At 66.6% G+C, this 26,603-nt stretch carries 20 protein-coding genes and 4 tRNA genes; 8 read left to right on the top strand and 16 right to left on the bottom strand.

What is annotated here, in order from left to right:
* Window positions 1-28 precede the first annotated feature (28 nt).
* The 7 genes from EA796_RS00940 (at window position 29) to EA796_RS00970 (ending at window position 9,345) form a co-directional block, all read left to right on the top strand.
* On the top strand, window positions 29-3,316 hold the full coding sequence (locus EA796_RS00940; protein WP_122107181.1) for a phage tail tape measure protein: 3,288 nt from the start codon (window positions 29-31) through the stop codon (window positions 3,314-3,316).
* Window positions 3,313-3,834: a hypothetical protein gene (locus EA796_RS00945; protein ID WP_122107182.1), complete on the top strand. Its 522-nt coding sequence runs from the start codon at window positions 3,313-3,315 to the stop codon at window positions 3,832-3,834. The genes EA796_RS00940 and EA796_RS00945 overlap by 4 nt, the downstream gene beginning before the upstream one ends.
* On the top strand, window positions 3,834-5,561 hold the full coding sequence (locus tag EA796_RS00950) for a hypothetical protein (protein WP_122107183.1): 1,728 nt from the start codon (window positions 3,834-3,836) through the stop codon (window positions 5,559-5,561). Before EA796_RS00945 ends, EA796_RS00950 begins: the two co-directional genes overlap by 1 nt.
* The gene (locus EA796_RS00955; RefSeq protein ID WP_122107184.1) at window positions 5,558-5,866 is read left to right on the top strand and encodes a hypothetical protein; all 309 of its coding nucleotides are present in this window, start codon (window positions 5,558-5,560) and stop codon (window positions 5,864-5,866) included. Before EA796_RS00950 ends, EA796_RS00955 begins: the two co-directional genes overlap by 4 nt.
* A 74-nt stretch (window positions 5,867-5,940) precedes the next feature.
* Entirely contained in the window at window positions 5,941-7,458 is a 1,518-nt protein-coding gene (locus tag EA796_RS00960) for a hypothetical protein (protein WP_122107185.1), read from the top strand.
* Window positions 7,459-7,471: 13 nt separating this feature from the next.
* Window positions 7,472-8,434 (top strand): hypothetical protein, encoded by a 963-nt coding sequence (locus tag EA796_RS00965; protein ID WP_122107186.1) that lies wholly within the window; start codon window positions 7,472-7,474, stop codon window positions 8,432-8,434.
* 2 nt (window positions 8,435-8,436) lie between these two features.
* Complete coding sequence (locus EA796_RS00970; protein ID WP_122107187.1) at window positions 8,437-9,345, top strand: hypothetical protein; 909 nt, start codon at window positions 8,437-8,439, stop codon at window positions 9,343-9,345.
* 230 nt (window positions 9,346-9,575) lie between these two features.
* On the opposite strand, the gene EA796_RS00975 is transcribed toward EA796_RS00970, so the two are convergent.
* The 15 genes from EA796_RS00975 to EA796_RS01045 form a co-directional block, all read right to left on the bottom strand.
* Window positions 9,576-9,652, bottom strand: a tRNA-Arg gene (locus tag EA796_RS00975).
* 72 nt (window positions 9,653-9,724) lie between these two features.
* A tRNA-Arg gene (locus EA796_RS00980) sits at window positions 9,725-9,801 on the bottom strand.
* A 71-nt stretch (window positions 9,802-9,872) separates the two neighbouring features.
* Window positions 9,873-9,949 (bottom strand) — tRNA-Arg (locus EA796_RS00985).
* Window positions 9,950-9,993: 44 nt separating this feature from the next.
* Window positions 9,994-10,084, bottom strand: a tRNA-Ser gene (locus EA796_RS00990).
* A gap of 61 nt (window positions 10,085-10,145) precedes the next feature.
* On the bottom strand, window positions 10,146-10,331 hold the full coding sequence (csrA, locus tag EA796_RS00995; RefSeq protein WP_003244478.1) for a carbon storage regulator CsrA: 186 nt from the start codon (window positions 10,329-10,331) through the stop codon (window positions 10,146-10,148).
* Window positions 10,332-10,519: 188 nt separating this feature from the next.
* A complete protein-coding gene (locus EA796_RS01000; protein WP_021443544.1) occupies window positions 10,520-11,758 on the bottom strand; it encodes an aspartate kinase in 1,239 nt (412 codons plus the stop codon).
* Window positions 11,759-11,860: 102 nt separating this feature from the next.
* On the bottom strand, window positions 11,861-14,485 hold the full coding sequence (gene alaS, locus EA796_RS01005) for an alanine--tRNA ligase (RefSeq protein ID WP_122107188.1): 2,625 nt from the start codon (window positions 14,483-14,485) through the stop codon (window positions 11,861-11,863).
* Window positions 14,486-14,610: 125 nt separating this feature from the next.
* A complete protein-coding gene (ltaE, locus tag EA796_RS01010) occupies window positions 14,611-15,615 on the bottom strand; it encodes a low-specificity L-threonine aldolase (RefSeq protein WP_122107189.1) in 1,005 nt (334 codons plus the stop codon).
* Between the two features lie 177 nt (window positions 15,616-15,792).
* Window positions 15,793-16,803: a succinylglutamate desuccinylase gene (astE, locus tag EA796_RS01015; RefSeq protein ID WP_122107190.1), complete on the bottom strand. Its 1,011-nt coding sequence runs from the start codon at window positions 16,801-16,803 to the stop codon at window positions 15,793-15,795.
* 17 nt (window positions 16,804-16,820) lie between these two features.
* Window positions 16,821-17,099, bottom strand: a complete 279-nt coding sequence (locus EA796_RS01020) for a topoisomerase II (RefSeq protein ID WP_122107191.1) — start codon at window positions 17,097-17,099, stop codon at window positions 16,821-16,823.
* A gap of 25 nt (window positions 17,100-17,124) precedes the next feature.
* Window positions 17,125-18,471: an N-succinylarginine dihydrolase gene (gene astB, locus EA796_RS01025; protein ID WP_122107192.1), complete on the bottom strand. Its 1,347-nt coding sequence runs from the start codon at window positions 18,469-18,471 to the stop codon at window positions 17,125-17,127.
* Entirely contained in the window at window positions 18,471-19,934 is a 1,464-nt protein-coding gene (astD, locus tag EA796_RS01030) for a succinylglutamate-semialdehyde dehydrogenase (RefSeq protein WP_122107193.1), read from the bottom strand. The genes astB and astD overlap by 1 nt, the downstream gene beginning before the upstream one ends.
* A gap of 61 nt (window positions 19,935-19,995) precedes the next feature.
* The gene (gene astA / locus EA796_RS01035; protein WP_021443538.1) at window positions 19,996-21,012 is read right to left on the bottom strand and encodes an arginine N-succinyltransferase; all 1,017 of its coding nucleotides are present in this window, start codon (window positions 21,010-21,012) and stop codon (window positions 19,996-19,998) included.
* Between the two features lie 95 nt (window positions 21,013-21,107).
* A complete protein-coding gene (aruF, locus tag EA796_RS01040; protein ID WP_021443537.1) occupies window positions 21,108-22,124 on the bottom strand; it encodes an arginine/ornithine succinyltransferase subunit alpha in 1,017 nt (338 codons plus the stop codon).
* Between the two features lie 135 nt (window positions 22,125-22,259).
* Window positions 22,260-23,480 carry an aspartate aminotransferase family protein gene (locus EA796_RS01045; RefSeq protein WP_122107194.1) on the bottom strand — a complete coding sequence of 407 codons (1,221 nt, stop codon included), beginning with the start codon at window positions 23,478-23,480 and terminating at the stop codon, window positions 22,260-22,262.
* 415 nt (window positions 23,481-23,895) lie between these two features.
* On the opposite strand from EA796_RS01045, the gene EA796_RS01050 reads away from it, so the two are divergent.
* Window positions 23,896-25,593: a SulP family inorganic anion transporter gene (locus tag EA796_RS01050; protein WP_218567619.1), complete on the top strand. Its 1,698-nt coding sequence runs from the start codon at window positions 23,896-23,898 to the stop codon at window positions 25,591-25,593.
* Here EA796_RS01050 and argR read toward each other — a convergent pair.
* The gene (gene argR, locus EA796_RS01055) at window positions 25,590-26,570 is read right to left on the bottom strand and encodes a transcriptional regulator ArgR (RefSeq protein WP_122107196.1); all 981 of its coding nucleotides are present in this window, start codon (window positions 26,568-26,570) and stop codon (window positions 25,590-25,592) included. The genes EA796_RS01050 and argR overlap by 4 nt on opposite strands.
* Window positions 26,571-26,603: the final 33 nt, after the last annotated feature.

Here is a 26,603-nt window from a genome sequence, read left to right on the forward strand (position 1 = left end):
GGCGAGCAATACAAGGTGAGCAAGTTTCATGACTGATGTCCGTCTCTCAGTATCCGTCGATGCCGACCAGGGCCGGCGCAACATGCAGGCGTTCCAGGCCGGCTATAAGGCCCTAGTCGAGCAATTGCGCCAGCCGCTGGGGCAGCTCGGCGCGTTCCGCGACCTGCAGGCAAGCCTAGTCCAGAACGAAGCCCAGCTCAATGCGACCCGCGAGCGGGTGCGGGAACTGCGCGACGAACTGATTCGCGCCGAGAAGCCGACCCGCGACCAGCAGCAGGCCTACCGTGCGGCTACGGCCGAGGCGCGCAGCCTGGAGCAGGCCATCGCAGGCCAGAAGGGCCAGCTGGCCCAACTGTCTGCCGCGCTGAAAAGCGCAGGTGTCGATACCAACCAACTGAGCAACGAACAGAAGCGCTTGGCGGCGGATATGGCACAGGCCAGCCGCGCGGCAGACCAGCAGGCGCGGATAGCCGGCGCCCGTGACGCCTTGGGCGTGCGCCCACACCGGGAGATTCGCGGCGAGATCGTCCAGCTGCAGCGCCAGTACCAGACGCTGGCCCGCACCGGGCAACTGACCAGCGCCGAGCTAGCGCAGGCCAAGGTGCGCCTGCGCGAGCGCGTGGCCGAGCTGGAGCAAGGCACCAACGGCTGGGCACAAAGTCTCGGCCATGTGCGCCTGCAGGTAGGCGCGGCGGCAGCCGGCATGGGGGCCATGGTCTACGCGGGCGCCAACCTGTTGAGCTTCTACGCCCAGTTCGCCCAGCGCATGGGCGAGGTCAACAGCATCACCGACCTGAGCCAGGCCGAGTTCCAGGCACTAAGCACAGACGTGCGCCAGCTCAGCCAGGCCATGGGCAAGGAAGCGGCACAGTCGGCGGCGGCGCTGTACGACATTCTTTCCTCGGGCGTCAGCCCGGACAACAGCATCCAGACCCTGGAGCTGGCTACCCGCGCGGCTGTAGCCGGCGTAACCGATACCGCCACTGCCGTGCGCGGCGGCCTGGCCGTGGTCAACGCCTACGGCGAGGGCATCGACAACCTCGGCCTGCGCTACGACCAGCTGTTCCTGGCCGTGCGCGACGGCGTGACCACCTTCCCCGAGCTGGCCAACTATATCGGCGACACCCTGCCCACCGCCAAGGCGGCCGGCGTCGAGTTCGCCGAGGTGGCTGCGGCGATTGCCCTGATGACCAAGGCTGGCATCCGTACACCGCAGGCCACCACCGCGATCAAGGGGGCGATCAACGCCCTGGTCGCGCCGGGCAATGCCGCGAAAGGTGCCATGGAAGAACTGGGCATCGAATGGCAGGGCCTGACCGCCACCCTGGAGGATATCGCCGGCCGTAACCTGGGCCTGGCCGCCCTGAGCGAAATTCTGCCGGACGTGGAAGCGCGCACCGCAGTGCTGGCCCTGACGCAGAACATGGCCGGCCTCAAGGCCGAGGTCGAGGCCATGGGCAACGCCAGCGGCGCGCTCGATGCCGCCTACGCCAAGATGGCCAACACCCCGCAGGCCGAGCTGGATAAGTTCAATGCCACTTGGGGGGAGCTGAAACTGCAGCTAGGCGAGGCGGCTACGGCTTTTCTGCCGTTGATCGAGCTAGGGCGTGACGCAATTACGACCTTTAACGCGCTACCCGAGTCGGTGCGAAATTTAGCGGCTGTCCTACTTGCGGGCGCGGCAGCTACGGTTGCCGTGAGGGCTGCGGTACTGGCGGTGCGCAATCCCTTCGGCCTGTTCCTAGCCCACATGAGCTCCACCCCCGCAGCGGCTGCAGGTGCTGCCTCGGGCATGAGTACCGTAGGCACTGCCGCCACCTCGCTGATTCCCCAACTGCGCACCCTGGCCGACGTAGCCAAGCTGGCCAAGGGCGGCTTGGCCCTGGGCGTGGTGAGCTGGACGGCCGGCAACCTGGCCGAGCTGTACGACCTATACAAACAGAACCAGGAGCTGACGCAGAGCCAACGCGACTACGAGCAGGCCCTGCAGGACACCATCACGCGCACGGTCGAATACGCCAGCACCGTGCTGCTGCCGGCCGAGAGCCTGGCACGCCTCACCGAAGACGAGCGCCAGGCCTACGCCGAGCGCCTGCGCCTGGCCGAGGAGCATTACCGCAAGCAGGCCGAGCTGCAGAGCCGCCAGCACACCGATCCGGCCACCGTGAGCCAGGAGGCGCTGGCCAGCGCCCGCCGCGCCCGAGAATACCGCGAGGCGCTGGCCGCCCTCGATGCCCAGCACGCCCAGCGTGAAGCCGCCGAGCGCCGCCACAGCGACAACCTGGCCAAGATCAAAGCCGACAACCTCAAGCGCATCCAGGACGCCCTGGGCCAGGAAATCCTCGCCTACGACGCGGCCAACAAGCAGTTGGAAGCGGCGAACAAGAAAACCCAGGCGGCGATGAAGGCGCGCGCCGACCTGGCCAAAGAGTTCGACCAACTGGTCAAGGACATGCAGGCGCCGGCCGACGACGGCCCGGCCACCTTCGGTGACGTGACCGCGCTCAAGGCCGACGCCCGCCAGGCACTGCAGCGCGGCGACTCTGAGGAAGCGATCCGCCAGGCCCGCGCGGCGGCCGGAGTGCTGCGCGAGCTGAAAGAGAGCGGCGCCAACACCTACGGCTTCACCGGCATTGCAGCGGAGTTGGCACAAATTGCCGACCAGGCCGCGCGTCTGGACGAGCTGCAGGCCGACGTCGAGCGCATCGACGCCCAGGGCCGGGTCGACGAAATCAAGGCGCGCATGGATGGCCTGCTGGCCGAGGCCGAAGCCTTCAAGCGCATCAACATCGAGTTCACCGGCTTCGAGCAGAGCGCCGCCGCCCTGGAGGCCCAAGCACATGCCCTGGCCGAGCGGCTCAAGCAGTACATGGTGATCCCGGTCAACTACGTGGGCAGCGATGGCCAGGCACTGAGCGAGGCGGACAAGAAGGCCGCCGAAGTGCTGGGTGTGGAGCCCATCAAGCGCGCGGCCGGTGGCTGGGTCGACGGCCCCGGCAGCCCCACCAGCGACAGCGTGCTGCTGGCCGCCTCGCGCCGCGAGTTCGTAGTCAACGCCTGGGCCGCCCAGCGCCTGGGCGCGGCGAACCTTGCGTACCTGAACAGCACCGGCGAGCTGCCGCAGCGCGTCGCCTCGCTGCCTGACTTTCCCGACTTCCCGCAGTCGCTCGACCGCCTGGGCGAGCGCCAGCCGCTGAACCTGGCCATGCCCTGGGGTGGCAGCTACGCCCTGGAGGGCGCGCCTACCGAGGTGCAGCGCTTCCAGCAAGACCTTGAGCGCGCGCGCCTGAAGTTCGGCGGAGGCCGGGCGCGATGAGCCAGCACATCATCCCCATGGTGCTGGGCGGCGTGCCCATCACCCCGCACAGCGGCCCGGTACGCATGCGCTACGAGCCGTTCGGCGGCAGCGCCGAGCTGCGCATGGCCGACGGCACCGGCATCAAGCAGACGCACTGGCGCAAGACGCGCATCCTGGCCAGCGGTAGCGGCCCCCTGGAGCCGGCCCTAGAGCACCTGGACTACAGCGGCCCCTTGGAGCTGTGGTGCGTAAAGCCGCTGGCAATCAGCGGCACGGCCCTCCAGTACCAACTACCTGCCGCCGCGAGTCGCCGGCCGGACGTGGCCCCCTGGGCCTGGGCTGAGGTGGCCGGGCGCTGGCAGGACGTGGCCGTGGCCATGGACGGTGACCTCGCCACCCTGACCCCGCCCCCCGGTGCTGGCCGCTACCAGGTGTTCTGGTTGCCGCGTTATAGCGTTCTGACTGACGGCCTAGTCACCGACTGGGACGAAAGCCAGCAGCGCTGCGACTGGTCGCTGGAAGCGAGGGAGCGCTGATGGAGATCAACGGCGCCAACCTTAACGGCGCAACGCTCAACGGCGCCACACATTCCTGGGCCGGCCAGACCGAGACGGTCACCCCGCCCGCCAGCAGCCGCTGGCGCCTGCGCGTGTTGCTCGACGGCCTGGATGTATCGGCCCGCCTGACCGGCCAGTTGGCCATCGACCGCGAGGAAGGTGCGGCGCGCCTGGCCCGCCTGAGCCTGCGCCCGCAGCCGGGCCTGCTGGACCTGGACGTGTTCACCGGCAAGCCGCTGCAAGTCTACCGCCAGCGCCTGCAGGGCACCGCGGTGGTCAGCGAGCAACTGCGCTTTACCGGCGTAACCCTGCGCCCGAGCCTGGACGCCACCCGAGGCGTGGTCGGCCTGACCGGCACCTGCGACCTACAGAACCGCATCGAGCAGTTGCCCATCGAGGCCATCGACGCCCTGGTGCCCGGCTACTACGCCGAGGCGGTGTTCGGCGAAATCGAAAGCCACTGGCAGTACGCCCAGGATCGCTGCTCCACGCTCATGGGCAACCTGGAGTCGGCGCCGGACGGCAGCCTACGCATGACGCCCTGGACGCCGGCAGCAGTGGCCCATTTCACCTTCGGCGCCGATGCCGTGCTGGACGGCAGCGTCGAGGTGCAACCGGCCGATGTCGGGCAACTGCTTAACCAGGTCGAGCTGGTCGTGGAGTACCGCTACAGCCGCCTGCGTCAGCGCCAACAGGGATACACCTGGGGCCACCCGGCCGGATCGTTCTGCGTCTGGCGCCTTAACAGTACCGAGCTGCCGACCCGCAGCATGCTGCGCGATGCCCTCGACCAGGGCGGCTGGCAAAGCCGGGGCACGGCCATGGAAACCCTGCCGCCGAGCGCCCCCAATCCGTGCCTGGATGGCATCCCTTGGAACAACCCCTATACCGCCGACCCCTTCCTGCTGGGCTTCCACTCTACCCTGATCAAGCGCTTTACCCAGACCATTACCGAGCGCTACCACATCACCCTGGACGCCGTCGGTTCACAGGCCGCCTTCGGCGCACATCCGGGGCGCGAACGCTATAGCGACGAGGTGGCCTACGAGGCCGGCGACTGGGAGAACCAGCCGGCCGACCTCGACCCACCGGGGGCGGTGCGCGACGAGCTGGACGACTGGGTCATCGACCAGGACGAACCGGCCCGCCGCGACAACACCCTGCACACCGTGCTGCGTTGCGAGCAAGTGCGCATCGCCGCCAGCCACCGCCAGACCCGCGTGCTGTTCCAGACGCCGATCACCGACGCGGTATACGACACCCTGCACACCGCGCGCCTGGCCGCCCTCGGCACCGTCGCCCAGGGCAAGGTGGTACGGGTGCAGGAGCGCTGGGACATGGACGGCGGCAGCGAGGTCGCCACCCTGGAGTTGGCCATTCGGCGCGGCGGCGCGGCGGTCGCGGCCGATCCGCTGATCCTACCGGCCCGGCCCACCTTCGACCTGAGCGACGTGCCGCCACCGTCGCCACCATTGCTGACAACCCAGCTCGGCGGCGCCGTGAGCAGCCCGCCCTTCGACGAGAGCCGCGACGGCTTCTCCGGCAACTACTCGATCACCGCACCCGGCAGCGAGACCTACCCGCGCCAGCTTCGCCTGACCACGCCGGACATTCCCGCGCGCCACCGCGACCCGGTCGAGACCGAAACTGTCGCCCGCTACAGCCTGAACCTAGCCACTGACCTGCTGCTCACGGAGGTGCCATGAGCGACCAAAGCCTGATCAAGGACATCAACTCACTGCTGCAGCCCCGACGCCGCAAGGAACTCAAGCCGGCCGAGCCACGCGGCGCCCTGGGCGGCCAGCGCGCCGTTGCAGACTACAGCGCGAGCAATCCGACCGAAGGCGGGGGCATTGCCAGCCCGCTGACGGAGCAGAGCCGCGAATACTGGCCCGGCGGCGTGCCGAGCAGCGACGGCCTGTTCACTCTGCCGGCGATCAAAACCTGGGTATTCACCGACGCCAACGGCGCCGAGGTGGTGATGGCCTTCGCCGATCCGGTGACGCCATGACAGTGCCTGTATGGGGCGTTCCCTGGCATGGGCTGGTGCAGAGTGGGCAACTGCTACTCCCCAATGGCAGCAGCATGCCCTATGCGATCAACCTGACGAAAACCACCGGCTCGGATCAGTCGTTCGCGCCGCTGCTGGATTGGCCTGGCACGACCTACCGGGTGTTTGTGCCCGGCACCCCGGCGGTTACGCGCTCAGAGGATGAGCTGGCCGATGACCAGGCCGCCGGCCTCCAGTGGCGCAATGAGGCCATGCTCTCCGGTGGGTTTCTCACGCTGCATCGCCGCGCGCTGTCGGGCTGGATCTACACCGACCCGGCTGGAGTGCGCTGGTGGGCGCGCTGCGAGCTGTTGAACGATAACTACCAGCACGACGTGTCAGCGCCGCTCACGCTCACCCTGCTGCTGGCCCGCTTCGGCGAATTCGTAGCGGCGCCGGAGTCGTACAGCTACAGCGTGACGGTGATCGATTTCGGCCTGGCCGGCGGGCACCCGTTGCAGGTGCCCGCCGGCCTGCGGCTGCGAGCCCTGATCGATGACATTCGGCATGACGGTTCCCGAGTGTCGGTGATGCTGCACCAGCGCCTGCCCACCGGGGACAACCCAGATATTCGGCGGCCATTCTCCTGGCTGGAGCTGTCCATCGCCGGGCCTGGCCAGGACGCCAGCGTGGCAATCGCGGTGGCCCATTCCATCACCGCGTCCACCGTTGTTTCTACGGTTCGGGCGGCGCCGAGCGACTATCTGGCTGGCGACCTCACCGAGTGGGTAGATGGTGTTCCACAGGAGCCCGAGTTCGTGGTGTTGCCCGGCAGCTATGGCGAGGGGGGCAATCCTCCAGGGCCCGAACACCACGAGGAGGATGGTGCCGGCAATTTGCTACGGCGCTGGCGTGTGCGTGCAGGGGTGACCTACAGCGGCAGCGCCTCGTTCCAGCTCAGCCGTATCGCGGCCGTGTGGTACGACGCCGAGGGGGAGGCGACGCCACTGTGGCAGGACTATCAGGCTAGTTTCGACATTGCCTGGCCAGTGCCGGACGAATCTGGCCTGACCAGCAGCATGGCGACGCAATGGACGGTGCGCTGGCGACTCGGTGAGGCGGAGTTGGGGGCGGTCGCTGGCAGCGGCGAGGCTAGCATGCTCCACGAGTGGAACCCGCTGACATTCGGCACCGTCAACGAGACCTTGGAATCGGTGGTCGATGGCGCTTCAACCTCCAGCAGCCAGACCTATGAGCATGATGCGTTCAACTGGAGGCACGCGACGGTTACCCCATTCGGCGCGTTGAACCTGGCCTCAACAGATGCAGACGCTGCCAAGTTTGCCGCCAAGGAGTTCGCGCGCTTCGGCTATGTGCCCAATTTTCAGCCGATCAGGGTGGTGCGGTACTCGAACCATGTCATTGGCATGCGCGTCCAGCGGCCGAGCGACCCGGTGGCCTACGCGTTCCACCCGCCAATCACGCCGAGCGGCATAGCTGCTGGCGAGGTTCACGTCTCTACCAACCTTTCGCTCGTCGGGCGATACGGCTCCTGGTGCCCGGCAACCGGTCAGGCCGTTTGGCGCCTGAGTTCTCCCGCCAGTTATGTCTGACCCGAGGTAACCCATGCAGCTATATCACAACAACTGGGCCGCGCAGCTGACCACGCAGGCGTCTGCCTCGACGCTCCAGCTGCAAGTATCGCCCGCCCTAGCGGCGGCCCTCGGTGCCTTCGACGCTGGCGACTACACCCTGTTGACGCTGGCTGAGTGGGGCGAGGAAACGGTGTGGGAGATTGTCAGGGTCATCGGTGCGGATGCCAGTACCGGCGTGCTGACAGTGGCGCCCGGCGGGCGTGGTCAGGAGGGCACTGCGGCACGCATCTGGAGCATCGGCACGCCGATCAGCGCCCGTGTGACCAGGGGCACGCTGGAGAGTCTTCGCGACAATGCCGGCGCCCCGCTTAGCGATGCCGCACCGCTGGCGGCAGGCGACGTCAATTCCGGCACAAGCGCAGAAGCTAGCCGCGCAGACCACGTGCACGCGATGCCCACTGCGGAAGACGTGGGGGCCGACCCACAAGGGGCCGCTGCGGCCGCATTCGGCGCCGCCGTGCAGCGTGGCAACCATGAGGGCACCCAACCCATCGCGACGGTTGAAGGGCTGGCTGGCGAGTTGCAAGCCCGCGAACAGCGGCTGGGCGTAATGACAGTTTCAGGCAGCAGCCTAACGCTTGCGCTAGAGCACCTGGGCCAGATGCTGGAGCTACAGCAGGCGTGCATCGTTACCGTGCCGCCGGCGACAGAGGTCGCGTGGCCGGGTGCCGGTCGAATCCTCCTATGCCAAGCCGGCGAGGGCGAAGTAAGTGTGGTGCAGGACGGCGGTGTCTCGGTGTTGAAACCCGCGAGTAGGCGCATGGCGCTTGCCGAGAATGGCGCGGTGGCAACCCTGCTGATTCGTCCGGGGATGAACAGTTGGCGCTTGTTTGGCGACCTGGCGCCTGCCGAGGCCGCTTCCGGCACAGAGCTTCTGACCGAAGCTGGGGAAACCCTATTGACCGAGGCTGATGAGCCTCTCATCGAGGAGTAGCTATGAGCAAACGTATCAGTGAACTGGACATCGCCGACAGTCCGCTTGGGGACAGCGATCAGATGGTAGTAGTGCAGCAAGGCGTAACCAAGCGGGCTGCGGTAGCAGCGTTGCCCTGGCGCGGCCTGACAAAGGACAACTACGTGGACATGCTGCGCACGGGGGCGTTCGGCACCCCCTTTCTGTGTCTCAACTACCAGCCGGGGCTGGGTGGCTTCTGCCAGTTCGACCTCAAGGGAATCCCTGCGGGGAGCGTGGAGGGCATGCCTAATGTCCTGGTCGATAATCAGGGTGGTAGCGGCTCCCTGGAAGTACAGGCGGACATAGCCAAGCTGAAAACGGGCGCCACGGCGACCGGGCGCATGCGCCTGGCGCTGTTCTCTCCGGCTCAGGTGTTCGATGCAGGTTTCTCGACTCTTAACGTCGGCCATGCCGTGCGTGGCGAGATTGACTACATAGAGGCCCGCTGGCTCGGCGAAATCCCTGTCGCCAGCACCAGCGCCCAGCGTTTCCAAGCGCTGTTCGGTATCGAGGTCGGCACGTCGCAGATTGGGCTTCGCTACTCTGACAACGCCAACGGCGGTCTCTGGCAGGTGGTACTGAACAATGGGGGGACGGTGCTGGCAAACACCAGTCTTACCTTTCAGGCCGGCTGGGATGGTTGGTTCAGGGCGCGCGTGACGCCCAGCGCTGCGACTGGACAAGAGGCAACTGTCCAGGTCTGGCTGGATAACTGGAACAACGGCAATGCCGAGCTGCTATACGAGGGGGTCATTAACATCCCTGGGCTCGGTGTCGCTGAAGATGCGCGGATCGACTGGACGCCCTATGCCTGGATCATCAAGTCGGTCGGCACAACCTCCTGTGAGCTACATGTGAACGCGATGAGCAGCGAGGTTCGCGTTCGCTGAAGGCCTGGGGCTCTCTCAGTGCCAAATCTGGCGCGCAAGAGCCCCAGCGGTTGGCCAAAGCTCAGTGCCAAAACCAGCGCAACGCGGTGCCAAATCCGCCGCGCGCTTACAGGACGGCGATCCGCTTTAGCCCACGCCAACCACCGTTGGCGGGCTAAAGCCCAGCCTGCGAGCCTTTGCCCCCAATGGCCAATAAAAAAGGGCCTGCATCGCTGAAGGCCCTTCGGGTATGGCGGACTCAGGAGGATTCGAACCTCCGACCGCTCGGTTCGTAGCCGAGTACTCTATCCAGCTGAGCTATGAGTCCGTTTGGCGCTTTTAGACCAGATCACCGCTGGTTGAAACAAACTGGCTTGCATCGCTGCAGCGCCATTCGATATGGCGGACTCAGGAGGATTCGAACCTCCGACCGCTCGGTTCGTAGCCGAGTACTCTATCCAGCTGAGCTATGAGTCCGTTTAGCGCTTTTAGACCAGATCGCTGCTGGTTGAAGCAAAATGGCTTGCACTGCTGCAAGCCATCCAAGATGGCGGACTCAGGAGGATTCGAACCTCCGACCGCTCGGTTCGTAGCCGAGTACTCTATCCAGCTGAGCTATGAGTCCGTGTCGCTGTCGCCGACCAGGCGTGCTGCCTAATTGACTAAATATGGCGGAGAAGGGGGGATTCGAACCCCCGACACCCTTTTGAGGTGTACTCCCTTAGCAGGGGAGCGCCTTCGGCCACTCGGCCACCTCTCCGCAACACGGGGCGCATGATAAACATGTTTTCCCCGTTTGCAAACAAAAATTTGTAGAAAAATTAGTGGCTTGGTTCGTCACCCTTCTCTTTCTGGATGCGCTGGTAGATTTCTTCACGGTGCACGGCAACCTCTTTGGGCGCGTTGACGCCAATGCGCACCTGATTACCTTTCACACCCAACACGGTGACAGTCACATCGTCACCGACCATCAGGGTCTCTCCGACCCGGCGAGTCAGAATCAGCATTCCTTTCTCCTCACGGATTTCATTTTCAGGACAACAGTCTGCAAAAAAGAAAATGGTGGCAGCCCCCAACGAACTCAAGCCCGGGAACCTTCACCCAAGTATTGACCAGAGCGCGCAGAAAGAAAGTTCCGACGCACCAGTCAAAAAGACGAAAGGCGCGGAACCAGCCGCGCCTTTCGGATCATGCGTTACTCGCCCTGTCGTGCCGGGGCGTCGAGCTCGAAGGCAGTGTGCAGTGCGCGCACGGCCAGTTCCAGATATTTCTCCTCGATCACCACGGAGACCTTGATTTCCGAGGTGGAGATCATCTGGATATTGATGCTTTCCTTGGCCAGCGCCTCGAACATGCGGCTGGCGACGCCGGCGTGGGAACGCATGCCGACGCCGACGATGGAGACCTTGGCGATGTTGGTGTCGCCGACCACTTCGCGGGCACCCAGCTCGTCGGCGGTCTTCTGCAGCACGGTCAGGGCGTTGTTGTAGTCGTTGCGGTGCACGGTGAAGGTGAAATCGGTGGTGTTATCGTGCGAGACGTTCTGCACGATCATGTCCACTTCGATATTGGCGGCGCTGACCGGGCCGAGAATCTTGAAGGCGATGCCAGGGATATCCGGCACCCCACGGATGGTCAGCTTGGCTTCGTCGCGGTTGAAGGCGATGCCGGAAATGATCGGCTGTTCCATGGATTCCTCTTCATCAAGGGTAATGAGGGTGCCCGGGCCCTCCTGGAAGCTGTGCAGGACGCGCAGCGGGACGTTGTACTTGCCGGCGAACTCCACCGAACGGATCTGCAGCACCTTGGAACCGAGGCTGGCCATTTCCAGCATTTCCTCGAAGGTGATCTTCTCCAGGCGCTGGGCCTGCGGCACCACACGCGGGTCGGTGGTGTAGACGCCATCGACGTCGGTGTAGATCTGGCACTCGTCGGCCTTCAGCGCCGCGGCCAGGGCCACGCCGGTGGTGTCGGAGCCGCCGCGACCGAGGGTGGTGATGCTGCCGTGCTCGTCGACACCCTGGAAACCGGCGACGACGACGACGCGGCCGGCCTTGAGGTCGGCACGAATCTTCTGGTCGTCGATCTGCAGAATGCGCGCCTTGTTGTGCGCGCTGTCGGTGAGGATACGCACCTGGTTGCCGGTGTAGGACACTGCCGGCACGCCGCGCTTGATCAGCGCCATGGCCAGCAGGGCGATGGTCACCTGCTCGCCGGTGGACACCATCACGTCCAGTTCGCGCGGCACCGGGTCACCGTCGCTGACCTGTTTGGCCAGGTCGATCAGGCGGTTGGTCTCGCCGCTCATGGCGGAGACCACGACGACGATGTCGTCGCCCTTCTCGCGGAACTTCTTCACCTTCTCGGCCACCTGCTGGATACGCTCGACGGTGCCGACTGAGGTGCCTCCAAACTTCTGTACGATCAAAGCCATTTCAAAAAGCCGCCTGATTCCTCGAAGGGCGCCCATTAAACCCGCATCGGGTCACACTGCCAAGGCCCGCCGGACGCACTGCGGGCCCCGCTTTCACACCTGTTACAGGCCCTGCTCGACGAAAGTAGCAGCCAGTGCCAATGCCTCGTCCAGCTTGCCGGCGTCGACGCCGCCGCCCTGGGCCATGTCCGGACGACCGCCGCCCTTGCCGCCCACGGCCGCGGCGGCCTGACGCATCAGGTCGCCGGCCTTGAGCTTGGCGGTCAGGTCCTGGGTCACGCCGGCGACCAGCACCACCTTCTCCTCGAACACGCCGCCAAGCAGGATCACCGCGCTGCCGAGCTTGTTCTTCAGCTGGTCGACCAGCGCCAGCAGCGCCTTGCCGTCCAGCCCGTCGAGCCGCGCGGCCAGGACCTTGGCGCCCTTGATCTCGACGGCGGCGCCGGCCAGGTCGTTGCCGGCAGCGCTGGCGGCCTTGGCCTTGAGCTGCTCCAGCTCCTTCTCCAGCTGACGGTTGCGCTCGAGCACGCCGGCCAGCTTGTCCAGCAGGTTGTCGCGGCTGCCCTTGACCAGCACCGCGGCTTCCTTGAGCAGCTCCTCGGCCGCGTTCAGGTAACCCAGCGCCGCGGCGCCGGTAACCGCCTCGATGCGGCGCACACCGGCGGCCACGCCGCCTTCGCTGGTGATCTTGAACAGGCCGATATCGCCGGTACGCGAGACGTGGGTGCCGCCGCACAGCTCGACGGAGAAGTCGCCGCCCATGCTCAGCACACGCACCTGATCGCCGTACTTCTCACCGAAAAGGGCCATGGCGCCCTTGGCCTTGGCGGTGTCGATATCGGTTTCCTCGGTTTCCACCTCGGAGTTCTTGCGGATCTCGGCGTTGACTATGTCTTCCAGCGCCTTGAGCTGCTCGGGCTTGATCGCCTCGAAATGGCTGAAGTCGAAACGCAGGCGCTGGCTGTCGACCAGCGAGCCCTTCTGCTGCACGTGCTCGCCGAGCACCTGGCGCAGCGCGGCGTGCAGCAGGTGGGTGGCCGAGTGGTTCAGCGCGGTGGCCTGACGCACGCTGGCGTCGACCTCGGCCTTGAGCGAGGCGCCGACGCTGAGGCTGCCCTTGGCGACCACGCCATGGTGCAGGAAGGCGCCGCCGGCCTTGGTGGTGTCGCGCACCTCGAAGCTGACGCCGGCACCCTCCAGGTAGCCGCAGTCGCCGACCTGGCCGCCGGATTCGGCGTAGAACGGGGTCTGATCCAGCACCACCACGCCCTCCTCGCCTTCCTGCAAGCTGTCGACGGCCTGGCCGTCGGCGAACAGGGCGACAATGGTGCCGCTGCCGCGGGTGCCTTCGTAGCCGAGGAAACGGGTGTCGCTGTCGACCTTGACCAGGGCGTTGTAGTCCATGCCGAAGGCGCTGGCGGAACGGGCGCGCTCGCGCTGGGCGGCCATCTCGCGCTCGAAGCCGCTCTCGTCGAGGCTCAGGCCGCGCTCGCGGGCGATGTCGCCGGTCAGGTCGTAGGGGAAGCCATAGGTGTCGTACAGCTTGAACACGGTTTCGCCGGGGATGACCTTGCCCTTGAGGCCGACCAGATCCTGCTCGAGGATCTTCAGGCCCTGCTCCAGGGTCTTGGCGAACTGCTCTTCCTCGGTCTTCAGCACGCGCTCAATATGCGCCTGCTGTTGCTTGAGCTCGGGGAAGGCCTCGCCCATCTCGGCCACCAGGGCGGCGACGATCTGGTAGAAGAAGCTGCCCTTGGCGCCGAGCTTGTTGCCGTGGCGGCAGGCGCGGCGAATGATGCGGCGCAGCACGTAGCCGCGGCCCTCGTTGGACGGGGTGACGCCGTCGGCGATGAGGAAGCCGCAGGAGCGGATATGGTCGGCCACCACCTTGAGCGAGGCCTGGCCGTCGTTGCTGCAGCCGATGGCCTTGGCCGCGGCGGCCAGCAGGTTCTGGAACAGGTCGATCTCGTAGTTGGAGTTGACGTGCTGTAGCACGGCGCTGATGCGCTCCAGGCCCATGCCGGTGTCCACGCTCGGCGCCGGCAGCGGGTGCAGCACGCCGTCGGCAGTGCGGTTGAACTGCATGAACACGTTGTTCCAGATCTCGATGTAGCGGTCGCCGTCCTCTTCCGGGCTGCCGGGTGGGCCGCCCCAGATGTGCTCACCGTGGTCGAAGAATATCTCGGTGCAGGGACCGCACGGGCCGGTGTCACCCATGGCCCAGAAGTTGTCGGACGCATAGGGCGCGCCCTTGTTGTCGCCGATGCGGATCATGCGCTCGGCCGGGATGCCAACTTCCTGGGTCCAGATGTCGTAGGCCTCGTCGTCGGTGGCGTAGACGGTGACCCAGAGCTTCTCCTTGGGCAGCTTCAGCCATTTGTCGGAGGTGAGGAATTCCCAGGCGAAATGGATGGCATCACGCTTGAAGTAGTCACCGAAGCTGAAATTGCCCAGCATTTCGAAGAAGGTGTGGTGGCGCGCGGTGTAGCCGACGTTTTCCAGGTCGTTGTGCTTGCCGCCGGCGCGTACGCACTTCTGGCTGGTGGTGGCGCGGGTGTAGGCGCGCTTTTCCAGGCCGAGGAAGCAGTCCTTGAACTGGTTCATCCCCGCGTTGGTGAACAGCAGGGTCGGGTCGTTCGCCGGGATCAGCGAGCTGGAAGCGACACGGGTGTGCCCTTTTTCTTCGAAGAAGCTCAGGAAGGCTTCACGGATTTCTGCGCTTTTCATAGGGGTCTTCCACGGAAACAGGCGGCCACGGCAAAAGCCGGCAAAGGGCCGCATTATATCGGGCCCACCGCGCGCGGCTAGTGCCTTGTTGATCGCTGGCGCCGCTGCGGCGCTGCGCTTGCGACTCAGAACGAGCGAAAAGCGGCGAAAGCCTCGATCACCTGCTCGATTTGCTCAGCGTTGACGTCCAGATGGGTGACCAGGCGCAGGCGCGGCGCAGCGCTCACGGCGATGCCGCGCTCGGCCATAAAGGCCTTTACCGTGCTGGCACGCTCGCCGAGCTGCACATAGACCATGTTGGTCTGCACCGGCTCGACGCTGTAGCCCAGCTCGAGCAAAGCTTCACCCAGGCGCGCGGCGTTGGCGTGATCCGCGGCCAGACGCTCGACCTGGTGCTGCAGCGCATACAGCCCCGCCGCCGCCAGTACGCCGGCCTGGCGCATGCCGCCACCGACCATCTTGCGCAGGCGCCGCGCCTTGCCGATCAGCGCCGCGCTGCCGCACAGCACCGAACCGACCGGCGCGCCGAGGCCCTTGGACAGGCACACCGAGACCGAATCGAAGTGCTGGGTGATCTCCCGCGCCGGCATGCCGAGCTTGACCGCGGCGTTGTACAGCCGCGCACCGTCCAGGTGCAGGGCCAGGCCGCGGCGACGGGTCAGCTCGCGGGCGGCGGCCAGATAGGCCAGCGGCAGCACCTTGCCCTGCATGGTGTTTTCCAGGGCCAGCAGGCGGGTGCGGGCGAAGTGGAAGTCGTCCTGCTTGATCGCCGCCTCGACCCTGGCCAGGTCCAGCGAACCGTCGGCTTCGCCGTCGAGCGGTTGCGGCTGGATCGAGCCGAGCACCGCGGCGCCGCCGCCCTCGTATTTGTAGGTGTGCGCCTGCTGGCCGACTATGTACTCGTCGCCGCGCTCGCAATGGGCCATCAGGCCGAGCAGGTTGCTCATGGTGCCGGTGGGCACGAACAGCGCCGCCGCGAAGCCCAGCTCCGCAGCCAGCCAGGCCTCCAGACGATTGACCGTGGGATCCTCGCCGTAGACATCGTCGCCCAGCTCGGCGGCGAGCATGGCCGCGCGCATGCCGGCGGTGGGCTGGGTGACGGTATCGCTGCGCAGGTCGATCAGGGGCATGGCGGACATCCTTGAGTGGCATGGAAAAGGCCATGCTACGAGGCCGCCTCGCGCGGTCACAAGATACAGTTGGCTGCGAAATCGGCCGGAAAGCGCCCCCCATGCGGGAGCGGCTTCAGCCGCGAAGCGATCAGCCAGGGTTCGCGGCTGAAGCCGCTCCTACAGCTGTCACCCGGGCTACGCCAGGTTGGAACCGTCGTCCGGCACGATCAGGATGCCGGCGCGCAGGCCGTTCTTCACCTTGGGATTGGGGAAGATGATGCGTGCGCCCTGCTCTTCCACCACCCAGCGGGTGTCGGCGATATCTTCGGCGAGCAGGTAGCCGGGCTCCAGTTCGCTGAAGTTCTCGATATCGGCCGGCAGGTGCAGCTGGAAGCTGTCGCTGTGCTTGATGATCTCGCGTGCCACGGCGAACAGTTGCAGGCCGTCCAGGCCCTGGGCCTGCGGCGCCGGTTCGCGCCCTTCGATCAGTTCGACGAGGGCGTTCTCCAGCAGGTCGAGGTTGACCAACTGGTTCTGGCCGAAGGCGCGCGCCTTGCCCAGCTCCAGGGTGAAGGCCTCGGCGCCGAGCTGGGCATAGGTGTAGGAACTGAAGGTGATCGAGCCCTTGTTCTGCAGCAGCACCGCCTCGATGCCGGCGGCGCGCAGACGCTCGAGTTCGCGGCGCGAGTGAGCGCGGCCCTGGTGCCAGGGGTAGAGGGCGAACTGCTCGATCTTCGAGCCGCGAATGGCGGTGTGCAGGTCGTAGTGCAGGCGGGTGCGGCCGTCCTTGCTGAAGAAGGTCGCCGCCAGGTGCTCCAGGTCGCAGGCGCGGATCGCCTCGAAGCCGCTGGACTGCTCGTGGCGCCCATTGAACAGGCGGTTGATGTCCTGCTCCACGTAACGCTCGCCGCGGCGCATGGCCTCGGGGTTGCCGAACAGGAAGAGCATGCGCGCCGCCGGGTGCAGCTCGTTGCGCGCGATGCCGCGCAGCAGGCGGTCGAGCAGCTCGATCGGGGCGGTTTCGTTACCGTGGATGCCGGCCGACAGCAACAGATCCAGGCCGCTGTCGCGCGCCGCCGGCGGGGTCACCTCCAGCGCGCCTTCGGCCAGCCAGCGCAAACGCGTGCCCTCGGGGGTCAACTGGATCTTCGCCGACGGCTCATGGCCGGCCAGGGTCAGTTCAAGCAGTTTGCCGAGGGCAAGCATCAGACACTCCTCAGGGCTTAGTGATTGCAGTCCGGGCCGTGAACATGATCATCCTCGTCGGCGATCGCCGGCTCCATCTCCAGCTGCAGGCTGACCAGGTTGGTGGCCTGGGGGCGCAGCAGCAGGTTGGCGTACTCGCTGTCGCCCTCGGCCACGTCGACGCCGATCAGCAACTGGTCGCCAACGGCCTGGACCCACAGCTCCTTGCCCTGCCAGACCACGGCAAAGCGGCTGCAGGAGGTTTCCAGTTGGGTGCCGTCGTTATCTTCGAGAATCAGTTGCAGGGCGTCGCTCATAAAATCTCCGAGGTTGGGGCGAGGTTCAGGTCATCTGGAAAGGATAGACCGAGCCCAGTTTAAGGATCTGCGTCAGTTCATCCAATGCCGTGCGGCATTCGATCAGCAATTGCGGATCGGCCAGGTCGGCTTCGCTGAGGCGGTCGCGGTAGTGCTTGTCGACCCAGGCCACCAGGATGTCGTGCAGCTCGGGACTCATCACCACGCCCGGATTGACCGCGGCCAGCTCCTGCTCCTTGAGCGCCACGCGCAGGCGCAGGCAGGCCGGGCCACCGCCGTTCTGCATACTCTGCTTGAGGTCGAACACCTTGACCTCGCGGATCGGCCCGTTGCTGGCGGTCAGCTGCTCCAGGTAGCGCCAGACGCTGGCGTTGTTGCGGCACTCCTCCGGCACCACCAGCAGCATCGAGCCGTCTTCGCGGGTCAGCAGCTGGCTGTTGAACAGGTAGGACTTGACCGCATCCTCCACGCTCACGGTGCCGGCCGGCACGCACACCGCCTGGAAATTGCCGCCGCGGCGGGCGAGCTTGTCGCTCAACGCGGCGAGTACCTTGTCGGTCTCGAGGAAGGCGTGCTGGTGATAGAACAATACCTCGCCGTTGCCCACCGCGATCACGTCGTTGTGGAACACGCCCTGGTCGATCACCTCCGGATTCTGCTGGGCGAACACCACCCCGGCCTTGCCCAGGCCATGCAGGCGGGCCACCGCCTGCGAGGCCTCCAGGGTCTGCCGCGCCGGGTAGCGCTGCGGGGCCGGATAGCGGCTATCGAAGGCGCTGCGGCCGTAGACGAAGAACTCCACGCCCGGTTCGCCATAGCCCTTGCAGAAACGCGTGTGGTTAGCCGCGCCCTCGTCGCCGAACTGGCTGACCGCCGGCAGCGCCGGGTGATGGGCGAAGTGCTTCTCGCTGGCGAACATCGCCTGCAGCACGCGGCTGGTGGTGGGGTGCTCGATGCTGCGGTGGAACTTGCAGTTGAGGTTGGCGGCGGTGAAGTGCACGCGACCGTCGGCGGTGTCGGCGCTGGGGCTGACGGTGCAGGCGTTGGCCGTCCACATGCTGGAGGCCGAGCAGCTTGCAACCAGCAGCGGCATGGCGCCCTTGGCGGCCTTGGCGATCACCTGCGCATCGCTGCCGGTAAAGCCCAGGCTGCGCAGCACGGCGACGTCCGGACGCTCCTGCGGGGCCAGCACGCCCTGCTTGAAGCCCATCTCCATCAGCGCCTTCATCTTCGCCAGGCCCTGCTTGGCGGCGTCCTTCGGGCTGGAGACCGCCTGGCTGTTGTTCTGCGACGCGACGTTGCCGTAGGACAGCCCGCCGTAGTTATGGGTCGGCCCCACCAGGCCATCGAAGTTCATCTCATAGGCAGTCATTAAAGAGTCACTCCCGGAGTCAGGGTGGTGGGCAGGACCAGGGTGTCGCTTTCCAGCGAGGCCACCGGGTAGGCGCAGTAGTCTGCGGCGTAGTAGGCGCTGGCGCGGTGGTTGCCGGAGGCACCGACGCCGCCGAAGGGCGCAGTGCTGGCGGCGCCGGTCAGTTGCTTGTTCCAGTTGACGATACCGGCACGGCTGTGCAGCCAGAACTGCTCGTAGCGCGCCTTGGAGTCCGACAGCAAGCCGGCGGCCAGACCGTAGACGGTGGCGTTGGCCTCGGCGATGGCGGCATCGAAGTCGGCGTAACGAATCACCTGCAGCAGCGGGCCGAAGAACTCCTCGTCCGGGCGCTCGGCCACCGCGGTGACGTCGAGGATGCCCGGGGTCAGCAGCGCGGCGCCGGCCTGCGGCTGGGTCATGGCCAGCAGCGCGGTGGCGCCCTTGGCCAGCAGATCGGCCTGAGCCTGCAGCAACTGCGCGGCGGCCTGCAGGGAGATCACCGAGCCCATGAAGGGCGCCGGCTGTGCGTCGAAACGACCGACCTTGAGCCCGGCCGCGACCTGCACCAGGCGCGCCAGCAACGCATCGCCCCACTGCCCTTGCGGCACCAGCAGGCGGCGCGCGCAGGTGCAGCGCTGCCCGGCACTGATAAAGGCCGACTGGACGATGGTGTAGACCGCCGCATCGATATCGGCCACCTGGTCGACGATCAGCGGGTTGTTGCCGCCCATCTCCAGCGCCAGGATCTTGTCCGGGCGGCCGGCGAACTGGGCGTGCAGCAGGTTGCCGGTGCGGCTGGAGCCGGTGAAGAACAGGCCGTCGATGCCGGGATGGCCGGCCAGCGCCACGCCGGTCTCGCGGCCGCCCTGCAGCAGGTTGAGCACGCCGGCCGGCAGGCCGGCTTCGGCCCAGCACTTGACGGTCAGCTCGGCGACCTTGGGGGTCAGCTCGCTGGGTTTGAACAGCACGCAGTTGCCCGCCAGCAGCGCCGGGACTATGTGGCCGTTGGGCAGGTGGCCGGGGAAGTTGTAGGGGCCGAACACCGCCACCACGCCATGCGGCTTGTGCCGCAGCACGGCGGTGGCGTCGGCCAGTGGCCCGCTCTTCTCGCCGGTGCGCTCTCGGTAGCTCTGGATGGAGATGGCGACCTTGTTGACCATGCTGGTCACCTCGGTGGCGGCCTCCCACAGCGGCTTGCCGGTTTCCTCGCCGATGGCGCGCGCCAGCTCGTCGGCATGGGTCTTCAGGCAAGCGGCGAAGCGCTCCAGCACGGCGATACGGCCATCCAGCGAATGCGCGGCCCACAGCGAGAAGGCGGCGCGCGCGGCCTGCACGGCCTGGTCGACCTGCGCCGCGCTGGCGCCACGGCCCTGCCAGATCACCGCCTGGCTGACCGGGTCGAGCGACTGCAGCGGCTCGCCCTCGCCCGCGTACCAGTGGCCTGCGATGTAATGAGTGCTCATCTTGTTCTATCACTCCCAGCGTTCATCGGCAGGCGCGGGGCCTGCGCAAAAAGAAATCGTCTCAGCCGCGCGCCGACAGCGGCACCGCGCGCACCTGGTCGCCCGCCGACAGCTGCAGGCGCTTGGCGGTCTGCGGGTCGACCACCAGGGTGCCGGCGGCCAGTCGCGCCGGGGCCGCGGTGATGCGGCAGTCCTCGCGCTTGCGGTTGTGCATCAAAAACGGCGCGGCGTCGTCGCCCGGGGTGCCGATCGCCAGCACCAGGTTCTGGCTGTCACGCACCGCGCGGATCTTCGCGGTTTCCGCCTCGATGGCCGGGCCGGCGTCGAAGATGTCGACGTAGCCCTGGTAGCTGAACCCCTCAGCCTTGAGCATGGCCAGCGCCGGCTCGGTGTCGGGGTGGACGCGCCCGATCACCGCGCGCGCATCCTCGGAGAGGAAGCAGGTATAGAGCGGGAACTTGGGCATCAGCTCGGCGATGAAGGCCTTGTTGCCGACCCCGGTGAGGTAGTCCGCCTGGCTGAACTCCATCTTGAAGAAGTGCCGCCCCAGGCTCTCCCAGAACGGCGAACGACCCTCGGCGTCGGACATGCCGCGCATCTCGGCGATCACCTTGTCGCCGAACAGTTCGCGGAACTCAGCGATGAACAAGAAGCGCGCCTTCGACAGCAGGCGGCCGTTGAGGCCGGTGCGGTGCTCGGCATGCAGGAACAACGAGCACAGCTCGGAGTTGCCGGTCAGGTCGTTGGCCAGAAACAGCGTCGGTACCTGACGGTGGATGTGCAGCTCCTGCGAGGCGCTGACGGTCAGGCCAACCCGGTAGTTGTACCAGGGCTCGCGCAGGCCGACGGCGCCGGCCACGGCGGAGATGCCGACGACACGGCCAGCGTCGTCCTCGAGCACGAACAGGTAGTCGGCGTCGGCACGCTCGGCCTGGCCGCGGAAGGTCTTCTCGGCCCAGCCGACCCGGTGCGCCAGGCGCTCCTCGTTGGCCGGCAGGGTGGTCAGGCCGGCGCCGGTACTGCGTGCCAGGTCGATCAGCGCCGGCAAATCGGCGCTGCGCACGGGACGAACGATCATGGATCCTCCGGATCAGCTAAGAGCTTCAAGCGGCAAGCTACAAGTTAGAAGACAGGCTGGCTTGCCGCTCGTGGCTTGCAGCTTGCCGCTTCGGTTTAAACCGCCACCAGCCGGACGCTGGCGCCTTCGCCGACGCCCAGGGCCTCGGCGGCCTCCAGGCTGAGGCATACGGGCTTGCCCGGCACCCAGTCGAGGTCGGCGACTATGGCGCGGAAATCCTGCAACTGGCCGTTGCTCACCAGGTACTGGCGCCCGCCCTTCTCGGCCTCGCCGAGCTTCACCGGCACCAGGCGGCTCTGGGCGATGCTGCGGATGCCCGAGGTGCGCGCATGCAGGGTCGGCCCGCCGTCGAAGATGTCGATGTAGTGGTCGGTCTCGAAGCCTTCGCGCATCAGGATGTCGAAGGTGATCTGCGCCCGCGGGTGCACCTGGCCCATGGCCTCCTGCGCCTCGTCCGGCAGCAGCGGCACGTAGATGGGGTAATGCGGCATCAGCTCGGCGAGGAAGGTGCGGCTCTTCAGCCCGCACAGGCGCTCGGCCTCGGTGTAGTTCATGTCGAAGAAGTTGCGCCCCACCGCGTCCCAGAACGGCGAGTCGCCGTGCTCGTCGCTGTGGCCGACGATCTCCACCACCACCGCATCGGCGAAGCGCTCGGGGTGGCCGGCCATGAACAGCAGGCGGCCGCGCGAGTTGAGCTCGGCGAACACGCTGCTGACCAGCGGCCGCTCGACGTAGAAGCTGGTGAGCAGGCTGTTGCCGGTCAGGTCGTGACACAGCGACAGCACGTGAATCTTGTTGTGGATCTTCAGCTCGCGCGAGTTGTGCACGAAGGTCTCGTTGCGAAAGCTGTAGAAGGGTTCGGAGTAGCCGGCCGAGGCGACGATCGCCGAGCAGCCGACCAGGCGTCCGCTGGCGCTGTCCTCGAGGACGAAGAAGTAGCTTTCCTCACCGTTGAAGCTGACTTCGGCGGCGAACGACGCCTCCGAGGCGGCGATCTTGTCGCGCAGCCGCTCGGCATCGTCCGGCAGCGAAGTGACACCCACCGGGCTATCCGCGGCGAGCCGCTGCACATCCGCCAGGTCCGCCATTTGCGCAGGGCGCATTACCAGCATGGGGTCACTCCTTTTCAAGAAAAGCCCCGGATGCCACGCACGGGCAGCCGGAGAACGCCGGGGTCATCAACCCCGGCACACACAGGATCGTCATCCGTGAGGGAAACCCGGCGCCTACCTGCGCCGGGCACTCGCTCAGGCGTTGGCCAGCTTGTTCAGGGCGCGCTCGAAGCGGGCCAGGCCCTCGTCGATATCGGCGTCTTCCACCACCAGGCTGGGGGCGAAGCGCACCACGTCGGGGCCTGCCTGCAGCACCATCAAACCTTCGCCGGCGGCGGCATCGAGAATCGCCTTGGCCTTGCCCTTCCAGGCGTCGCTGAGCACGCAGCCGAGCAGCAGGCCCAGGCCACGCACCTGGGTAAACATGCCGAAGCGCTCGCCGAGCTCGCTCAGCTTGGCGGCGAAGCGCTGGTGCTTGGCCTTGACCCCAGCCAGCACCTCGGGGGTATTGATCACGTCGACCACCGCCTCGGCCACCGCACAGGCCAGCGGGTTGCCGCCGTAGGTGGTGCCGTGGGTGCCGACCGTCAGGTGCTTGGCCAGCTCGCTGGTGGTGAGCATGGCGCCGATGGGGAAGCCGCCGCCCAGGCTCTTGGCGCTGGAGAGGATGTCCGGGGTGACGCCGTAGTGCATGTAGGCGAACAGCTCGCCGCTGCGGCCCATGCCGCTCTGCACTTCGTCGAACACCAGCAGCGCGTTGTGCGCGTCGCACAGGGCGCGGGCGCCCTCCAGGTAGGCCTGGTCGGCCGGCAGCACGCCGCCCTCGCCCTGAATCGGCTCCAGCACCACCGCGCAGGTCTTGTCGGAAATGGCCGCCTTCAGCGCCTCCAGATCGTTGTACGGGACATGGGTGATGCCCTGGATCTTCGGCCCGAAGCCGTCGGAGTACTTGGGCTGGCCGCCGACACTGACGGTGAACAGGGTACGGCCGTGGAAGCTGTTGGTGGCGGCGATGATCTCGTGCTTGTCCGCGCCGAAACGGTCGTGGGCCACGCGCCGAGCCAGCTTGAACGCGGCCTCGTTGGCCTCGGCGCCGGAGTTGCAGAAGAACACGCGCTCGGCGAAGGTGGCCTCGACCAGCTTCTTGGCCAGGCGCAGCGCCGGCTCGTTGGTGAACACGTTGGACACGTGCCAGAGGGTGTTGGCCTGCTCGGTCAGCGCGCCGACCAGCGCCGGGTGGCAGTGGCCGAGCACGTTGACGGCGATGCCGCCGGCGAAGTCGATCAGCTCTCGACCGCTCTGATCCCAGACTCGCGAGCCCTGGCCGCGCACGGGTACGAAGGCTGCGGGAGCATAGTTGGGAACCATGAACTGGTCGAAATCGGTGCGTTGCACCGCATCGTGCTGAACGGACATCGAAACTCTCCTGATAAGGAAAACCGGCCTGCAGCAAGCCACGCGGGCGGCCCATTGCGGCGGGGAATGCAAGGATTGTAGGGACTGATTCGGGGCCGGCATTGCCGCCATGCGACAACTTCTTATAGCGCCAACCCAGGTTTTCCGGGGGCTTTCGTCAAAGCGACAGAAAGCGTCGGAAAGGCGCAGTTTAAACGCTGCACAGCGACATCCTAGCCCCCGCAGGGAAAAAAGCAGGATGCCGGACGCGCCGCAGCCCCTTCCCGAGCCGACAGCCTCCTGCGCCCCGCCCGCAGCCGCCTCGACTATCGTTTACCGGAAACCCACCCGGCCCGGCCCAGCACGCTGCAACCACAACATGCCGGCACACGCATCGGCACCTCAGCCAAGCAGCCAGAAGCGAGGAAAACCGCAGATGACGATACCGTTCAACGATCTCGGCAAGACCTGGCGCTTCGACCTGGTCGCGGGCCTCACGGCGGCCGCCGTGGTGCTGCCCAAGGCCATGGCTTATGCCACCGTCGCCGGACTTCCGGTGGCCGTCGGCTTGTATACCGCATTCGTGCCGATGCTGATCTACGCCCTGCTCGGCAGTTCGCGCGTGCTCAGCGTCAGCTCGACCACCACCCTGGCGATCCTGGCCGGCACCCAACTCGGCCTCGCCGTACCAGATGGCGACCCCGCCAGACTGATTGTTGCGGCAGCCACGCTCAGCGCACTGGTGGGCGCCTTGCTGATGCTGGCCGCGGCGTTGCGCCTGGGCTTTATCGCCAACTTCATCTCCACCCCGGTACTTACCGGCTTCAAGGCCGGCATCGGTCTGGTCATAGTGCTCGACCAGATACCCAAACTGCTGGGCCTGCACCTGGACAAACAGGGTTTCTTTGCCGACCTGCTGAGCCTGGTCAGCCTGCTGCCACAGACCTCGCTGGCCACCCTGGCCGTAGCGATTGCCACACTAGGGGTACTGATCGGCATGGAACGTCTGTGGCCACACTCGCCTGCGCCACTGGTCGCGGTGGCAGGCGGTATCGCCGCGGCCTGGCTGCTCGGCCTACAGGCCCAGGGCGTCTCGATTGTCGGCCTGATCCCGCAGGGCCTGCCATCTCTGACGCTACCGGACGCCAGTCTGCTGATGCAGTTGTTGCCTGGGGCATTGGGTATCGCACTGATGAGCTTTACCGAGTCGATTGCCGCCGGGCGCGCCTTTGCCGAAACCGACCAACCGCCGATCAATGCCAACCGCGAATTGCTGGCGACTGGCGCCGCCAATCTGGGCGGCGCCCTGTTCGGCGCCATGCCCGCCGGCGGCGGCACCTCGCAGACCGCGGTGGTCAAGGCCTCCGGCGGACGCTCGCAGATGGCCTCGCTGGTGACCGCCGGCAGCGCTGCGGCAACCATGCTGCTGTTCGCCCCCCTGCTCGGCCTGTTGCCCCACGCCACCCTGGCAGCCGTGGTGATCGTTTACTCGGTCGGCCTGATCCAGCCTGCCGAGTTCCGCTCGATTCTGCAGGTGCGCAGCATGGAATTTCGCTGGGCCTGCACCGCCTGTGTCGGCGTACTACTGTTCGGCACGCTGCAGGGTATTGTGGTCGCCATCGTGGCATCGCTGGTGGGCCTCGCCAGCCAGACTGCCAACCCCCACGTGTACGTGATTGGCCGCAAGCCTGGCACCGACGTGCTGCGCCCCCTGTCGAAGGAACATCCAGACGACGAACTCTTCGACGGACTGCTGCTGGTGCGCCCCGAGGGCCGCCTGTTCTTCATCAACGCCCAGGGGGTCACCGACCGGATCAAGGCCTTGCTGAGCCAGTACCAGCCCAGGGTGCTGGCCCTAGATATGAGTCGGGTGACAGACATCGAGTACACCGCCCTGAAGATGCTGCAGGAGGCCGAACAACATGCTGCGCAGCAGGGCATCAGCCTGTGGCTGGCAGGATTGAATCCGGATGCGCTGCAGATGGTCCGGCATGCCGGCCTGGCAGAGCAGCTCGGCAAAGAGCGCCTGCTGTTCAACGCGCAGCAGGCCATCAGCCAGTACCAGGCGCAGCAGTGCGCCCCGACTAGCCCCCGCACTCCCGGACCACTGGATGGAGGGGCTCAGCGCGCCTAGCCGCGCTCGACCGGGGTGGAGGTGAGTTCGAAGGGGCTGTTGCTGCGCCGCTGGTTGCGGTCGTCGCGCGGGGTGGCGCCGAAGAAGTTGCGGTAGGCGCTGGAGAAATGCGGCCCCGAGGAGAAGCCGCAGGACAGGCCGATCTGGATGATCGACTTGCTGGTCTGCATCAGCAGCTGGCGCGCCTTGTTCAGGCGCAGCTCCAGGTAGTACTGGCTGGGCACGCGGTTGAGGTACTGCTTGAAGATCCGCTCCAGCTGGCGGCGCGACACACACACGTGCTGGGCGATCTCGTCGGTGGTCAGCGGCTCCTCGATATTGGCCTCCATCAGCAGCACCGCCTGGGTCAGCTTGGGGTGGCTGGAGCCGAGGCGGTTCTGCAGCGGGATGCGCTGGCGCTCGCCGCCCTCGCGGATGCGCTCGACCACCAGCTCCTCGCTGACCGCACCGGCCAGCTCGGCGCCATGGTCGCGCGCCAGCACCGCCAGCAGCAGATCGAGCACCGCCAAACCGCCGCAGGCACTGAGGCGGTCGCGGTCCCAGTCGAACAGGTGACTGGTGGCGATGACCTTGGGGAAACGCTCGGCGAAGTCGTCCTGCCAGCGCCAGTGCACCGCCGCGCGGTAGCCGTCGAGCAAGCCGAGCTGGGCCAGCGGATAGACCCCGGCGGACAGCCCGCCGATCACGCAACCGCTGCGCACCTGCTGCTTGAGCGCGGCAGCCAGGCCGGCGGAAACCGTCGCCGGCGGCACGTCGGCGAGCAGGAACAGCTTGTCGCAACCGTCCAGATGACCGGCCCAGGGCTCGCCGGGCAGGCGCCAGTCACCGGCGGCCAGCGGCTCGGCCTGGAGGAACACCAACTCGTACACCACTTCCGGATGCACACGCTGCGCCATGCGCAACGCCTCCTCGGCCAGCGACAGGGTCAGGGCCTTGGTGCCGGGCCAGTAGAGGAAGCCGATTCGATGGGGGGTCATGAGAGCCTGTTCAAAGTCTGCTGCGCGTCGGCC

It is taken from the genome of Pseudomonas sp. AOB-7 (genome assembly GCF_003696305.1).
Taxonomy (GTDB): domain Bacteria; phylum Pseudomonadota; class Gammaproteobacteria; order Pseudomonadales; family Pseudomonadaceae; genus Aquipseudomonas.